At 56.6% G+C, this 14,948-nt stretch carries 13 protein-coding genes and 1 pseudogene; 9 read left to right on the top strand and 5 right to left on the bottom strand.

Features of this window, described 5'->3' with window-relative positions; genetic code table 11:
• Nucleotides 1-118 precede the first annotated feature (118 nt).
• The 3 genes from der to ACVWZ0_RS16595 all read left to right on the top strand — a co-directional run bounded on the left by der (nucleotide 119) and on the right by ACVWZ0_RS16595 (nucleotide 4,930).
• Nucleotides 119-1,609, top strand: coding sequence for a ribosome biogenesis GTPase Der (gene der, locus ACVWZ0_RS16605; RefSeq protein WP_253459327.1), 1,491 nt, complete (start codon nucleotides 119-121; stop codon nucleotides 1,607-1,609).
• A gap of 219 nt (nucleotides 1,610-1,828) precedes the next feature.
• Nucleotides 1,829-2,056 carry a zinc ribbon domain-containing protein gene (locus ACVWZ0_RS16600; protein ID WP_253459330.1) on the top strand — a complete coding sequence of 76 codons (228 nt, stop codon included), beginning with the start codon at nucleotides 1,829-1,831 and terminating at the stop codon, nucleotides 2,054-2,056.
• A gap of 441 nt (nucleotides 2,057-2,497) precedes the next feature.
• Complete coding sequence (locus ACVWZ0_RS16595; RefSeq protein ID WP_253459333.1) at nucleotides 2,498-4,930, top strand: glucose/quinate/shikimate family membrane-bound PQQ-dependent dehydrogenase; 2,433 nt, start codon at nucleotides 2,498-2,500, stop codon at nucleotides 4,928-4,930.
• A 47-nt stretch (nucleotides 4,931-4,977) separates the two neighbouring features.
• Here the strand turns inward: ACVWZ0_RS16595 and ACVWZ0_RS16590 are convergent, their stop codons facing one another.
• Entirely contained in the window at nucleotides 4,978-5,310 is a 333-nt protein-coding gene (locus ACVWZ0_RS16590) for a protealysin inhibitor emfourin (protein WP_253459336.1), read from the bottom strand.
• Nucleotides 5,307-6,320 (bottom strand): M4 family metallopeptidase, encoded by a 1,014-nt coding sequence (locus ACVWZ0_RS16585; RefSeq protein ID WP_253459339.1) that lies wholly within the window; start codon nucleotides 6,318-6,320, stop codon nucleotides 5,307-5,309. The genes ACVWZ0_RS16590 and ACVWZ0_RS16585 overlap by 4 nt, the downstream gene beginning before the upstream one ends.
• Nucleotides 6,321-6,621: 301 nt before the next feature.
• Here ACVWZ0_RS16585 and ACVWZ0_RS16580 point away from each other — a divergent pair, with 301 nt between their 5' ends.
• Nucleotides 6,622-7,455 (top strand): RNase A-like domain-containing protein, encoded by an 834-nt coding sequence (locus tag ACVWZ0_RS16580; protein WP_253459342.1) that lies wholly within the window; start codon nucleotides 6,622-6,624, stop codon nucleotides 7,453-7,455.
• A 3-nt stretch (nucleotides 7,456-7,458) separates the two neighbouring features.
• Nucleotides 7,459-7,824 carry a contact-dependent growth inhibition system immunity protein gene (locus ACVWZ0_RS16575; RefSeq protein WP_253459345.1) on the top strand — a complete coding sequence of 122 codons (366 nt, stop codon included), beginning with the start codon at nucleotides 7,459-7,461 and terminating at the stop codon, nucleotides 7,822-7,824.
• A 121-nt stretch (nucleotides 7,825-7,945) separates the two neighbouring features.
• On the opposite strand, the pseudogene ACVWZ0_RS16570 reads toward ACVWZ0_RS16575, so the two are convergent.
• A pseudogene (locus ACVWZ0_RS16570) lies at nucleotides 7,946-8,056 on the bottom strand (protealysin propeptide domain-containing protein); the annotation flags it as partial.
• A 226-nt stretch (nucleotides 8,057-8,282) separates the two neighbouring features.
• Between ACVWZ0_RS16570 and ACVWZ0_RS16565 the strand changes: the two are divergent.
• Nucleotides 8,283-8,540 carry a type II toxin-antitoxin system RelB/DinJ family antitoxin gene (locus tag ACVWZ0_RS16565; RefSeq protein WP_253459348.1) on the top strand — a complete coding sequence of 86 codons (258 nt, stop codon included), beginning with the start codon at nucleotides 8,283-8,285 and terminating at the stop codon, nucleotides 8,538-8,540.
• Nucleotides 8,540-8,815, top strand: coding sequence for a type II toxin-antitoxin system YafQ family toxin (locus tag ACVWZ0_RS16560; RefSeq protein WP_253459350.1), 276 nt, complete (start codon nucleotides 8,540-8,542; stop codon nucleotides 8,813-8,815). The genes ACVWZ0_RS16565 and ACVWZ0_RS16560 overlap by 1 nt, the downstream gene beginning before the upstream one ends.
• Nucleotides 8,816-8,860: 45 nt before the next feature.
• Here the strand turns inward: ACVWZ0_RS16560 and xseA are convergent, their stop codons facing one another.
• Complete coding sequence (xseA, locus tag ACVWZ0_RS16555) at nucleotides 8,861-10,231, bottom strand: exodeoxyribonuclease VII large subunit (protein WP_253459353.1); 1,371 nt, start codon at nucleotides 10,229-10,231, stop codon at nucleotides 8,861-8,863.
• A gap of 170 nt (nucleotides 10,232-10,401) precedes the next feature.
• Between xseA and guaB the strand changes: the two genes are divergently transcribed.
• Nucleotides 10,402-11,868, top strand: coding sequence for an IMP dehydrogenase (guaB, locus tag ACVWZ0_RS16550; RefSeq protein WP_253459355.1), 1,467 nt, complete (start codon nucleotides 10,402-10,404; stop codon nucleotides 11,866-11,868).
• A 77-nt stretch (nucleotides 11,869-11,945) separates the two neighbouring features.
• Nucleotides 11,946-13,526, top strand: coding sequence for a glutamine-hydrolyzing GMP synthase (guaA, locus tag ACVWZ0_RS16545; protein WP_253459358.1), 1,581 nt, complete (start codon nucleotides 11,946-11,948; stop codon nucleotides 13,524-13,526).
• Nucleotides 13,527-13,688: 162 nt separating this feature from the next.
• Here the strand turns inward: guaA and ACVWZ0_RS16540 are convergent, their stop codons facing one another.
• Nucleotides 13,689-14,843 (bottom strand): epoxide hydrolase family protein, encoded by a 1,155-nt coding sequence (locus tag ACVWZ0_RS16540; RefSeq protein WP_253459360.1) that lies wholly within the window; start codon nucleotides 14,841-14,843, stop codon nucleotides 13,689-13,691.
• Nucleotides 14,844-14,948: the final 105 nt, after the last annotated feature.

The following is a 14,948-nucleotide window of genomic DNA, read 5'->3' as shown; positions in this document are numbered from 1 at the left end:
TTCAGGGGCCGTTTCGTTTTTTTACAGGCGTGGTATCCTCTACGCCTTCAGCCTGCGTGTGCGCCAGTAATCAAGTTGCAAGCGGTCAGGCGTTTAATTTTAGTAATGAGGCTTCAATATGGTACCTGTGGTCGCGCTGGTCGGGCGTCCCAATGTGGGAAAATCTACACTTTTTAACCGTCTTACGCGCACGCGAGATGCGCTGGTAGCGGATTTTCCTGGGCTAACCCGTGACCGTAAGTATGGTCGCGCCGAGGTCGAAGGGCGTGAGTTTATCTGCATTGATACCGGCGGTATCGATGGCAATGAAGAGGGCGTGGAAACCCGTATGGCCGAACAGTCGCTGCTGGCGATCGAAGAGGCCGACGTGGTGCTGTTTATGGTTGATGCGCGTGCGGGCCTGATGCCTGCCGATCAGGCCATTGCCCAACATTTGCGCTCACGCCAGAAACCCACTTTTCTGGTAGCCAACAAAACCGACGGCATGGATCCGGATTCCGCCGTGGTCGATTTCTATTCGCTGGGGCTGGGTGAAATCCATGCTATCGCCGCTTCGCACGGTCGTGGCGTTACCGGCCTGCTGGAAATGGTGCTGCTGCCGTGGATGGATAAGGTTGCGCCGCAGGCGGAGCTGACGGAAGAAGAAGAGAACGAAGCCTACTGGGCGGAGCTGGCGGCGAAAGAGAGCGGCGCAGAGCAGGAAGAAGAGGAAGACGACTTCAACCCGCTGGATCTGCCGATCAAGCTGGCTATCGTCGGTCGGCCTAACGTGGGTAAATCCACGCTGACTAACCGTATCCTCGGTGAGGATCGCGTTGTGGTTTACGATATGCCGGGCACCACGCGCGACAGCATCTATATCCCTATGGAACGCGACGGCCGCGAATATATCCTGATCGACACGGCAGGCGTGCGCAAGCGCGGCAAAATTACCGAAACGGTCGAGAAGTTCTCGGTGATCAAAACGCTACAGGCGATCGAAGACGCTAACGTGGTGATGCTGGTGATCGACGCCCACGAAGGGATTTCCGATCAGGATCTGTCGCTGCTCGGCTTTATCCTCAACAGCGGTCGCTCGCTGGTGATTGTGGTGAACAAATGGGACGGCCTGTCGCAGGAAGTGCGCGAAGAAGTTAAAGAAACCCTCGACTTCCGTCTTGGCTTTATCGATTTTGCCCGCGTGCACTTTATCTCCGCGCTGCACGGCAGCGGCGTAGGCAACCTGTTCGAATCGGTTACCGAAGCTTACGACTGCTCAACCCGTCGCGTGAATACCTCAATGCTGACCCGCATTATGAATATGGCAGCCGACGATCATCAGCCGCCGCTGGTGCGCGGTCGCCGCGTGAAGCTGAAGTATGCGCATGCCGGCGGCTACAACCCGCCGATTGTGGTGATCCACGGCAACCAGGTGAAAGATCTGCCGGATTCCTACAAGCGCTATCTGATGAACTACTTCCGCCGCTCGCTGGAAGTGATGGGTACGCCTATTCGCATCCAGTTTAAAGAAGGGGATAACCCTTTTGCCGGTAAACGCAACCTGCTGACGCCTAACCAGCAGCGCAAGCGCAAACGCCTGCTGAGCCATCTGAAAAAGAACAAACGCTGATTTGCGGGGCGATGCCTTATCGCCCTGACAACGGTGTTTTCCGGGCCCGGCATTCTGTCGGGCTCGCTTTTTTGGGGTCGGAATTGATGTCGGCGAGCGGCTTTTCTCTTTGCGGGCCGCCAGCCGGTTACCTCTTTTCTTATTGCCCGACAAAGGCTGCTTCTTAAATGCGGCGGTGCAACTTTGTTTTATACTTATCAAATAAAACAGGAGAAAACGATGAGTGAACATTGCCCGATTTGCCAGCATCCCCTTGTCATCCAGGATGAACGGCTGTACTGCGCCAGCTGCCAGCGTGATTTTGCCGCCAAAGCTATCTGCCCTGATTGCGATCGGCCGCTACAGCTCCTCAAGGCCTGTGGCGCTACCGACTATTTTTGCCCTAACGGCGACGGCTTAATATCCAGAAAGCGGGTTGTCTTCAGGCCGCTGATTGAATCGCTGTAAGCGTATTAAAATAATGCTTCGCTCTGAATGCAGGTTGCTGCTAAGTGGCGAGGCCATTTTCATCAACTCTGCTTTTATTTCCCCGCCCTGAATCCGCTTTAACCCTTTCTTTTTTCGTACCGCCGCGTGCTGCTTATTAAGCTGGCGTGAACTATTATCCCGCGAAATTGTTTAGTAAAAGTTAAAATAACGTACCAATAAATGTGCTTAATACGCACGAGTGTGAAGTTTGTTAATTTTGTGTGTAGTTATTTATGAACCGCGTGGTACAATTTTGCCGTTAGCGGTCGGCAGGCCGCCAACGCAGGACGGGGTCAACCCGTATCGCCTTGTTAAGCGTCTATAGCATAATGTTGAGTTGCTTTACGCCGCGCCCGTTTAAAATGGGTGCAGAAGCAGCCTGAGATTACGCTAAACGCTGTTTTCCAGGAGTGTTTTTCCATGTCTCAAACAAATGCCCGGTCGTCGAAATGGCTGGGCCTGTGGTGCGTTCTGCTGGGCCTGATCTTGCTGGCAACCGGCCTGTTCTTCGTGGTTGGTGGCGGAAAACTGCTGTCGCTGGGCGGCAGCTGGTATTTCATGATCGCCGGTATTTTGACCGTGATTGCCGCTATCCAGTTTTTCCGCCGCAAATCTTCCGCCGTTGCGGTTTACGCGCTGGTCTTTATCGGCACGGTAATCTGGGCGCTGCTGGAGGTCGGTCTGGATTTCTGGCCGCTGGTTTCGCGCCTGATGACCATCGCCGGGCTGATGCTGCTGGCCTTGATTACGCTGCCCGCGCTGCGCAGGCACGAAGGGAAATCTGCTGCGGCTAAGCCTGCTTATATTTCTGCTGCCGTGCTGGTTGTAGGCCTGGTGGCGACCTTTGTACAGATGTTCCAGCCACACGCGCCGGTTGCCGACGGCAGCGAACTGCCGCTGGTGCCGGTAAATAAAGCGACCGAACAGAAAAACTGGGACAACTACGGCAATACGCCGGGCGGCAGCCGCTTTGTGGCGCTGGACCAGATCACGCGCGACAACGTGAAAGACCTGAAGGTAGCCTGGACTTTCCGTACCGGCGATATTCCTGACAGCCCAACCGGCAACGGCGCGGAAGATCAGCAAACGCCTTTGCAGATTGGCGATGTGCTCTACCTTTGCACGCCGCACAACAACGTGATCGCGGTCAACGCCGACACGGGGAAAAAGATGTGGGAACACGTGGTGAATGCGCAGGCAGAGGTCTGGAACCGCTGTCGCGGCCTGGCTTACTTTGACGCCACTCAGCCACTGAAACAGCCTTCAGTGCCTGGCTCTACGCCGGTGCCGCAGGCCGTGCTGCCTGCGGGCGACAGCTGCCAGCGTCGTCTGCTGATGAATACCATCGATGCGCGCCTGATGGCTATCAACGCCGACAATGGCGAACTGTGCCAGAACTTTGGCGACCACGGTGTGGTTGACCTGAAAGCGGGCCTGGGCGAAGCGCAGGATCCAAAATATCAGCTGACCTCTGCGCCAACGCTTGCGGGCACCACCGTTGTGGTCGGCGGCCGCGTTGCGGATAACGTCCAGACCGATATGCCTGGCGGCGTGATCCGTGGCTTTGACGTGATTACCGGCCAGATGCGCTGGGCCTTTGATACGGGCAATGACGATCCGAATGCAAAATTGCAGCCGGGCCAGAGCTATGCCCGCAGCACGCCTAATTCCTGGGCGCCGATGTCCTACGATCCCGCGATGAATACCGTGTTTATGCCAATGGGCAGTTCGTCGGTCGATCTGTATGGCGCAACGCGTACCGCGCTGAACCATAAATATGGCGCTTCCATTCTGGCGGTCGATGCGACTACCGGCAAAGAGAAGTGGGTTTACCAGACCGTGCACAACGATCTGTGGGATTTTGACCTGCCGATGCAGCCAAGCCTGATCGACTTCCCGATGAAGGATGGCACCAGCAAACCGGCCGTAGTGATTGGCACCAAAGCGGGCCAGATCTATGTGCTGGATCGGCTGACCGGCAAGCCGCTGACCGAAGTGAAAGAAGTACCGGTTAAAAAAGGCAATATCCCGAACGAGCAGTATACGCCAACTCAGCCTAAGTCTGTCGGCATGCCGCAGATTGGCGCGGAAACGCTGAAAGAGTCTGATATGTGGGGCGCTACGCCGTTCGATCAGCTTGCCTGCCGCGTGGCCTTTAAATCCATGCGCTACGATGGCCTGTACACCGTGCCGGGCACCGACAAAGCCCTGAGCTTCCCTGGCTCGCTGGGCGGCATGAACTGGGGCAGCCTGTCTACCGATCCGAACAATCACTACATCTTCGTCAACGACATGCGTCTTGGCCTGTGGGTGCAGATGATCCCGGCCAATACCGGCGCTACCGCTCGCGGCAGCAACGGCGGGGAAGCGATCAACACCGGCATGGGTGCGGTGCCGCTGAAAGGCACGCCTTATGCGGTAAACAAAAACCGCTTTATGTCGCCGCTGGGCATTCCTTGCCAGAAACCGCCGTTCGGTACGCTCTCTGCTATCGATCTGAAAACGCAGAAGCTGGTATGGCAGGTTCCGGTTGGTACGGTGCAGGATACCGGCCCGTTCGGCATCAAAATGCACGCGCAGATGCCGGTAGGGATGCCGACGCTGGGCGGCACGCTGGCTACGCAGGGCGGCCTGGTGTTTATCGCGGGCACGCAGGATTACTATCTGCGCGCGTTTGACACGGCTACCGGTAAAGAGGTGTGGAAAGCACGTCTGCCGGTTGGCAGTCAGGGCGGCCCCATTAGCTACAAGTCGCCGAAAACAGGCAAGCAGTACATCCTGATTTCAGCCGGCGGCGCGCGTCAGTCTCCGGATCGCGGCGACTACGTAATTGCTTACGCGCTGGATAAATAAGCGCGATAATAAAAAGCCCCGCCAGCAACGGCGGGGCTTTTTTCTGGCTACTGGCCATCGTGCCAGAGCTGCACCAGCTCGGGCGGCGCCAGATCCTCAGGGATTAGGATCACCAGATTGCCGACCTGCTGCTGCGTGGCATAGCTGATTTCGATACGGTAATAGCGCTGATCGCCTCTTCCGGCGCGGCTTTGCTCTCCCGGCGGTTCTCCCAGCCGCAGTGCATGGCGCAATACGCTGCACACATGTTCCCGCTGCGGAGGATCCAGTTGGGCCAGCGCGATGCGTCTTGGGCTGGACAGTTTAGGGATAAAAGCAAAACCGCCTTCGCGCGCCACGTCGATGACTGCGTCGTCGCTCAGTTCCGGAAGTGAATTCATAACACGCCAACCTCCTTCCAGGCATTTTCAATGGCCTGACCTACCGATTTATTAAAACGTTTCTGACCGTGATTAACAGTATACTGCGCGAAAGTTTTAAAGTCGGCATTCTGCGGCAGCGTTTTATCGCATACCGTATCGTACCAGGCGTAGCCGGCCAGCTCCCAGGCGTAGCCGCCGAGCGTCTTCGCGGCCAGATAGAAAGCGCGATTGGGAATGCCGGAGTTCAGATGCACGCCGCCGTTGTCTTCGCGCGTCTGGATATAGCCTTTCATATCCGCAGGCTGAGGATCTTTGCCCAGCAGCGGATCGTCGTAGGCCGTTCCCGGCGCCGACATAGAGCGTAGTCCTTTGCCGTTAATGCCTTCGGCCAGCAGCCCTTCGCCGATTAGCCAGTCCGCCTGATCGGCCGTCTGCTTGCGGCTGAACTGCTTAACCAGCGAGCCAAACACGTCCGACAGCGATTCATTCAGCGCGCCCGCCTGCTCAAAATAGATCAGGCCGGCTTCGGTTTCCGTTACGCCGTGCGCCAGCTCGTGGCCGACCACATCCAGCGCGATGGTAAAACGATTGAAAATTTCGCCGTCGCCGTCGCCGAACACCATTTGCTGACCGTTCCAGAAGGCGTTCTGATAGTCTTTGCCATAGTGCACGGTGCCTTTCAGCGTCAGCCCCTGATTATCCAGGGAATTACGCTTATAGGCCTGCCAGAAAAAGTCGTAGGTGACGCCAAGATAGTCGTAAGCCTCATTGGCGGCAACGTCGTTATTGCCTGACTGGCCTTCGCTGCGCACCAGCGTGCCGGGAAGATTTTGGGTCTGCTCTGAATCATAGATTTCCCGCTGGACCTGGCCCGGCGCGGCGGTTTTTGCCCCGTCCGGTTTGACCCAGGTTTCCGCCATCAGCGTCTGCACGTGCGCCAGAGTCTGACGCGCGCAGCTCTGCTGCAGGCCGGAGCCGTTATCAATGATTTTGCTCAGCATATAGGGAGGGATGACGCCGTAATGCATACCATGCTCCTTGGTCCATCGTAAATGTCCAAAAAGTATAGTGGCTGCTTTGCGTACGCGCATAAACGGGCCTGCGGCATAGTCGCACTATGTCTGCAGGAGCCGCCACAGCCTGGGTTCTCGTCAAAGTAATGCAGGACGTCAGAGCGATAAGGCAGCCAGAAATCCCAATTTGGACAGGCTATTTTATGCAAAACCAGTCTTTTTTCTTAAAAAATAGAGTTAGTGCCGGAACTGGTTTTCCTGATGTGGCCAGGGCCATTACTATCGGGATCGGATAATTATTGAACAATGACATGTTATGGAAAACGGTTTAACTATTGCGATGACGCCGGTACAGCTTGCGGCTGTAATGGCAGATGAAACCGCTACAGGGGATGCAATCAGCAACCGCATATGGGGCGGAGTAGGATTTCTGGGGAGCGTACTCGAACTTGCCAGCGCGACTGCTCTGTGTCTGGTGCCCGAGCCTACAGGTTTGACCAAGGCGGGTTGTATTATTGTGGGCGCTCACAGCCTGGACGGGATCGGTTCATCGGCTTATCAGGTATACACTGGCAAAAAGACAGCATCAGTGACCGCTCGTGCCACAGCGGGTATTGCCAGAGAACTCGGCGCTTCAAACAAAACGGCTGAGCAGGTTGGGATAGCTGTCGATATGGTCATTCCGTTCGCCGTGGCTGGTGCGGCTCGGGTCGCTTCTGTGACGATGGGTCAGGTTAAGCTGATAAGCCAGGAGGCCGTTAAAGGTATCATGGGCGGCGGACACACCATTAAAAAGCACGTTGGCAAAACTGCGCAGGAATTAATGGAAAAGGTCTTAAGAGGGAAACAGTCTGGCACGTTTAAAGCAGGGCATTCTGCCAGCTCATTTACTTCTCTGGAAATTGCTGAAAAGGCTATAAGTAAGGCCGTTAAGGCCAACCGGGTTAAAATTCGTCAATGGGCAAAGAGCAACGGTGCTGATAGTGAAAATTATCTTGTCTTCAGCTATGACGTTAAATCCAGGATAGGAGTTGTGGTTAAATATGATGCAACCCAGGCGGCAAGTGCGACCAGGATCGAGGTTGTTATGAAGAAAAAGCAATATAACAACAAGCCTTATTACATCGCCACAGCTTATCCGGTACTTTGAAATATGAAAAACTTCACCCCTGTCAGCAATTTCTTCGTCGTCTTTTTCGGCCAGGACAGCGATGAATATGGCGACAGTTATCCAGAGATTGTTGACGCTGCTTTCAAAATTTATCTCGAAGACGGCCCGCATTATCTTGATAATTTAATTCGTAATATCGATGATTTTCGGCGTACTTATCCAGATAATGAAACGGCCGCAGTAGCGCTGAATGAATTAACGCGAGGTTCCGCAGGTGACACAAGGGAATATACTCCGACGCTTATTGGTTTTCTTGATTGGTTATCAGCCTACCTCAAAAAAAAGCGGGATGGCATCTGGTTTTTTTGGATCTTATTTAATCCAGACTGGGGAGACATATACCCTTAAATCGTAGATACGTATCTTGAGTATCAGGATATGATTGAAGAATTTATTAAGCAAGTTGACGCGTTTTTAAAACGATTATCCAGATAATAAATCAGCAATCTCCGCCCTTCAGCTGCGCCGCCATCAGCATCTGCACGTGCGCCAGAGTCTGACGCGCGCAACTCTGCCGCAGGCCGGAGCCGTTATCAATGATTTTGCGCAGAATATAGGGAGAGATGACGCCATAATGCATACCATGCTCCCTGGTCCATCGTAAATGTCCTTTGCGTACCCGCATAAACAAGCCTGCGGCGCGTCCCGCATTTTTAAAACAGCGATTTTCTTTTGGTTTCTTCAGAGGGTAGATTTGTTTACGGCAACGCTGAATGGCGAAAAGGACGCTTGAAATGTGGTCTTGTTGTGTCCACAATATCAGGCGGAGCTACCCCGACCATTTAGCCTTGACCGAAGGAGTAAATATGAACGCAGATGCACTGGTAAAGGCTCGTATCCCGCAAGATATCAAGGAACGAGCCGTCGCTGCCCTTAACAAAATGGGCCTCAGCACATCGGATGTAATCCGCATGGTAATGATCCGCGTGGCGGACGAAGGCCGTCTTCCTTTTGAGGTAAAAACCCCAAATGTGGCTACCCAGGCTGCTATGGAAGAGCTGGATAATGGCCACGGAGAACGCTTTGAATCCGCTGACGCTCTGTTTAAGGACACAGGGATCTGATGTTAAAACCGGTACTGGCGAGTGCCTTCAAAGGAGATATAAAAAGACAGCAACGACGCGGCAAAGATATGACCCGACTGAAAATATTAATCACGTTGTTGGCCGAGGGGAGGAAGATCCCCTCTGAATATGAAGATCATCCTTTGCAGGGCACCTGGCGCGGCTACCGCGATGCGCATATTGAAGGCGACTGGATCTTGATTTACAAAGTCGTAGGTAACGATCTCAAACTCGCAAGAACCGGTACGCATCAGGATATCTTCAGCAGCGCCTGAGGTGAGAAACCCGAAGGCGGCGAAGCGATATGTCTGCCAAAAGCCTCACGCCTTTTTAGCGCGGGCTTTTTTAACGGGCGTGACCGCCGTGACTTCGCTCTCTACCCAGCCGTCGCTCAGCCGGGTTTTCAGCCTGTCGCCCGCCTTCAGCTGCGCGGCCTTTTTAATGGCCTGACCGTCGGCTGCCGTAGTGACGCTGAAACCGCGCGCCAGCGTCGCCAACGGGCTGACGCCTTCCAGCTGGGCCGCCAGCGTGGCGAACTGCTGTTTGCCGCCGTTGAGCTGCGCCTGCATCGCCTGCTGTAAACGGTAGCGCCACTGCTGAAGCTGCTGCTGCGCGCGATAAAGCCGGTTCTGCGGCTGCGTGGCGGCAAGCCGCTGCGTGGCCTGTTCCTGCTGACGAGCGGCCTGGCGCAGTCGCAGCTGCATGGCGTCATCCAGCCTGCGGTGGAGCCGCATCAGCATCGTCTGCTGGCGCGCCAGCCGTAGCTGGGGATGCTGCTGCTGTAAACGGTGGTGCAGGCGGGTAAAGGTGCGGTTCTGCTGCGCAAGATAGTAGTCCATCGCCATTTCCAGCCTTGTCTGCTGCGACTGAAGCTGGCGCAGCAGCTCAAGCTGGTTGCGGCTGACCAGCTCCGCTGCCGCAGAAGGCGTTGGCGCGCGCAGATCCGCAACGAAGTCGGCGATAGTCACGTCGGTTTCGTGCCCTACGGCGCTGACGATAGCGATGCGGCTGGCGAAAATTGCCCGTGCCACGCGCTCGTCGTTGAAGCTCCACAGATCCTCCAGCGAGCCGCCGCCGCGTCCGACGATCAGCACGTCACACTCTGCGCGCTGGTTGGCCAGCTCAATCGCCCGCACAATGCTGGCTGGCGCATCCGCCCCTTGAACCGGCGTGGGATAAATCACCACCGGCAGGGAAGGGTCGCGGCGGTGTAAAACCCGCAGCACATCGTGCAGCGCCGCGCCGGTGGCAGAGGTGATCACGCCTACCTGGCGTGCAGGATCGGGCAGCGGCTGCTTATGGCTCTGTTCAAACAGGCCTTCGCTCGTCAGCTTTTGCTTCAGCTGTTCAAACTGCTGCTGAAGCAGGCCGTCGCCGGCAGGCTGCATACTTTCGGCAATCAGCTGATAGTCGCCGCGCGGTTCATAAAGCGTGATGGTGGCCCTGACCAGCACCTGCTGGCCGTTTTGCGGACGAAAGGTTACGCGGCGGTTGCTGTTGCGGAACATCGCGCAGCGTACCTGTGCGCCGTCGTCCTTCAGCGTAAAATACCAGTGGCCGGAAGAGGGCTGGGAAAAGTTAGAGATCTCGGCGCTCAGCCAGACCTGGCCCATCTCCATTTCCAGCAGCTTGCGCACCGTGGTATTCAGGCGGCTGACGGTAAAAATATTGGCGGTTGGCGGTAGCGACATGTGATAGAGATCAAACTTTAAATCAGAGGGTTAATTAACCGATACTACATGCCTGACGGGAGGGATCAAGAGTTTTTCGTAAATAATGCTGGAGGCAATCGATTACGCCCTGTATAATGCCGCGGCAATATTTTACAAGTTCTCATTCACCCTGAGGTTGAGATATTGCCATGCTAAGAATCGCTAAAGAAGCCCTGACATTTGACGACGTGCTGCTCGTTCCCGCTCATTCGACTGTGTTGCCTAATACGGCCGACCTCAGTACCCAGCTTACCAAAACCATTCGCCTGAATATTCCTATGCTCTCTGCGGCTATGGACACCGTGACCGAAGCGGGCCTGGCTATTGCGCTGGCGCAGGAAGGCGGGCTGGGCTTTATTCATAAAAATATGTCCATCGAGCGCCAGGCGGAAGAAGTCCGCAAGGTGAAGAAACATGAAAGCGGCGTGGTGACCGATCCGCAAACCGTGCTGCCCACTACGGCGCTGAGCGAAGTGAAGCTGCTGACCGAGCGTAACGGCTTTGCGGGCTATCCGGTGGTTAACGGCGACAACGAGCTGGTAGGTATCATCACCGGCCGCGACGTGCGTTTCGTCACCGATATGAGCCTGCCGGTTTCGGCGGTCATGACGCCAAAAGAGCGTCTGGTCACCGTACGCGAAGGCGAAGCGCGTGAAGTCGTGCTGCAAAAGATGCACGAAAAACGCATCGAAAAAGCGCTGGTGGTGGACGATGCTTTCCATCTGCTGGGCATGATCACCGTTAAAGATTTCCAGAAAGCCGAACGCAAGCCTAACGCCTGTAAAGACCAGGAAGGTCGTCTGCGCGTCGGCGCAGCGGTAGGCGCGGGCGCGGGCAACGAAGAGCGCGTGGACGCGCTGGTCGCGGCTGGCGTTGACGTGCTGCTGATTGACTCTTCTCACGGCCACTCTGAAGGCGTATTGCAGCGTATCCGTGAAACCCGTGCTAAATATCCTGACCTGCAGATCCTCGGCGGCAACGTCGCGACCGGCGCTGGCGCGCTGGCGCTGGTTGAGGCTGGCGTAAGTGCGGTGAAAGTGGGTATCGGCCCTGGCTCCATCTGTACCACCCGTATCGTCACCGGCGTGGGCGTGCCGCAGATCACTGCAGTTTCTGACGCGGTCGCCGCGCTGGAAGGTACCGGTATTCCTGTTATCGCCGACGGCGGCATTCGCTTCTCCGGCGACATCGCCAAGGCGATTGCGGCTGGCGCCAGCGCGGTGATGGTCGGCTCTATGCTGGCGGGCACCGAAGAATCGCCGGGCGAAATCGAACTGTATCAGGGCCGCTCGTTCAAATCCTATCGCGGCATGGGCTCGCTGGGCGCGATGTCCAAAGGCTCTTCCGACCGTTACTTCCAGACCGATAACGCGGCGGACAAGCTGGTGCCGGAAGGTATCGAAGGTCGCGTGGCCTATAAAGGCCGTCTGAAAGAGATCGTACATCAGCAGATGGGCGGCCTGCGCTCCTGTATGGGTCTGACCGGCTGCGGCACCATCGAAGCTCTGCGCACCAAAGCGGAATTCGTTCGCATCAGCGGCGCGGGCATCACCGAAAGCCACGTGCACGACGTCACCATTACCAAAGAGTCGCCAAACTACCGCATGGGTTCCTGATAACCCGGCCCGATGCCCGGCGCTGACCGGGCATTTTACTTAATCCCTGTATTTGTTTATCGCTCTGGAATAGCCCAATGACCACGGAAAATATCCATAAACACCGCATCCTGATCCTTGATTTCGGCTCGCAGTATACGCAGCTGGTGGCACGCCGCGTGCGCGAGCTGGGCGTCTACTGTGAACTTTGGGCGTGGGACGTCACTGAAGAGCAGATCCGCCAGTTTAATCCAAACGGCATCATTCTTTCCGGCGGCCCGGAAAGCACCACCGAACACAACAGCCCGCGCGCGCCGGAATACGTTTTCAACGCGGGCGTGCCGGTATTCGGCGTTTGCTACGGGATGCAGACCATGGCGCTGCAGCTTGGCGGCAAGGTGGAAGGCTCCAGCGAGCGCGAGTTTGGCTATGCGCAGGTAGAAGTTGGCGTGGACAGCGCGCTGACTCGCGGCATTGAAGATTCCCTGAGCGCGGACGGCAAACCGCTGCTGGACGTCTGGATGAGCCACGGCGACAAAGTTACCGCTATCCCGTCCGATTTTGTGACCGTTGCCAGCACCGAAAGCTGTCCGTTCGCCATTATGGCTAACGAAGAGAAGCGCCTGTACGGCGTGCAGTTCCACCCGGAAGTGACGCACACGCGTCAGGGCCAGCGGATGCTGGAGCGTTTTGTGCTGGATATCTGCCAGTGTGAAGCGCTGTGGACGCCGGCAAAAATCATCGAAGACGCGGTTGAGCGTCTGCGCGTGCAGGTGGGCAACGACAGGGTGATCCTGGGCCTGTCTGGCGGCGTGGACTCTTCCGTGACCGCGATGCTGCTGCACCGCGCCATCGGCGATCGTCTGACCTGCGTATTCGTCGACAACGGCCTGCTGCGCCTGAACGAAGCGGAGCAGGTGCTGGAGATGTTCGGCGATCACTTTGGCCTGAACATTGTCCACGTGGAAGGCGAAAAACGTTTCCTGGACGCGCTGGCGGGCGTCGACGAGCCGGAAGCCAAGCGAAAAATCATTGGCCGCGTCTTCGTGGAAGTGTTCGATGAAGAGGCGCTGAAGCTGGAAGACGTGAAGTGGCTGGCGCAGGGCACCATCTATCCGGACGTGATCGAATCCGCCGCTTCTGCTACCGGCAAAGCGCACGTTATCAAGTCGCACCACAACGTGGGCGGCCTGCCGAAAGAGATGAAGATGGGCCTGGTTGAACCGCTGCGTGAGCTGTTCAAAGACGAAGTGCGTAAAATCGGCCTGGAGCTTGGTCTGCCGTACAACATGCTTTACCGTCATCCGTTCCCTGGACCGGGTCTGGGCGTGCGCGTGCTGGGCGAAGTAAAGAAAGAGTATTGCGATCTGCTGCGTCGCGCCGATGCGATCTTTATCGAAGAGCTGCACAAGGCCGATCTGTATAACAAGGTCAGCCAGGCGTTCACCGTGTTCCTGCCTGTACGTTCAGTAGGCGTGATGGGCGACGGGCGTAAGTATGACTGGGTGGTTTCGCTGCGTGCGGTAGAAACCATCGACTTTATGACCGCGCACTGGGCGCACCTGCCTTATGAGTTCCTGGGCCGCGTCTCTAACCGCATCATCAATGAAATCAACGGTATTTCCCGCGTGGTTTACGATATCTCCGGCAAGCCGCCGGCGACGATCGAGTGGGAATAGTACTGTAGTTAACCGCCTGTTTTTATACCTGGAATAAAAACAGGCGGTGGTTTTTCTGCGTCATCAATCGTTTTGGTGCGCAGTGCAGGCCTCATCAGAAAAGCCCCTCGAAACCCTGTTCAGTTAGTTAATGCTGACAGGGTATCAGGCACGCTTGTCCGCTCAACGCAGCAAGCGAAAAGTCTCACGCACATGGTCGGTAAGCACTGCCGGGTTTTCCATCGCGGCAAAGTGGCCGCCGTGCTCAGCTTCCGCAAAGAACCTCAAATCCTCGAAACGCGCCTGCGCCCAGCGCCGTGAGAGACGAAGCAGCTCGCCCGGAAACATGCTCACGCCCGCAGGGGTGGGGATGGCAGAAGCGGGACCTTGCTGTTGCATTTCACGTATTCCTTCCCAGTAGAAGCGGACCGAGCTTGGGCCGGCGTTAGGCAGCCAGTACAGCATGATGTCATCGATCAGGGCGTTGATGTCGATTGCCCGCTCAGGCTCGCCGCCGCTGTCGGAGGCGTCCTGAAATAGCGCGTATATCCATGCGGCCAGGCCCACGGGGGAGTCTGCCAGGGCAAAACCTACCGACTGCGGCCGGGTGCTTTGCACCTTCATATAGCCCGAAAGCTCCTGGTCGTAGCGTTGCGCATCAGCCAGCATGCGCTGCTCTTCAGGGGTGGCCTGCGCGATTTCATCCTGGGTCGGCTGATACATCACCATGTTCAGGTGAATGCCGACCAGGCCTGGCGGGCGCATATGCCCCAGAGCGGTGGTCACGGCCGATCCCCAGTCTCCACCCTGGGCAGCCCAGCGCTGGCCATAGCCCAAACGCGCCATTAGCTGCACCCAGGCGCTGGCGGTTTTACCCACGCCCCATCCCGGGGAAGTTGGCTTATCACTGAAACCAAAACCCGGTAGCGCAGGGATAACCAAATGGAACGCATCGCTGGCTTGCCCCCCATAGGCCGTAGGGTCGGTAAGCGGGCCGATCATTGCCCTGAATTCAAGAACAGAGCCTGGCCACCCGTGGGTCATCAGCAAGGGAAGGGCGTCAGAATGGGGCGAGCGAATATGCAGAAAGTGAATGCCGAGGCCGTCGATCTCAGTGCGGCTGCTGTTCCACTGGTTGAGCTGGGTTTCAGTGGCGCGCCAGTCATAGTCTTTTTGCCAGTGCGCTACCAGAGCGCGAAGACGTTCAAGCTTCGGCCCCTGGCTGTTGTCGCTTACGGTTTCCGGATCTGGCCACCGGGTTTGCGCCAGGCGCTGGGCCAGATCGTCAAGCTGCGTCTGGGGAATGTGAATGGGGAAGGACTCTACAGGACTGGTCATCGTTTGATTCCTTGCATAGAGGTGTGGGCCAGTGTGTCGCGGATGGAAGCCCATTCCCGCAGGCTATGGCGTGAGCCGCTATCTTGCAAACCCTGCCGGGCGGGA

The organism is Erwinia sp. TECH1 (assembly GCF_054057575.1).
The sequence above is the reverse complement of the archived record's forward strand: the minus strand, read 5'-3'. Positions and strand labels throughout refer to the sequence as shown.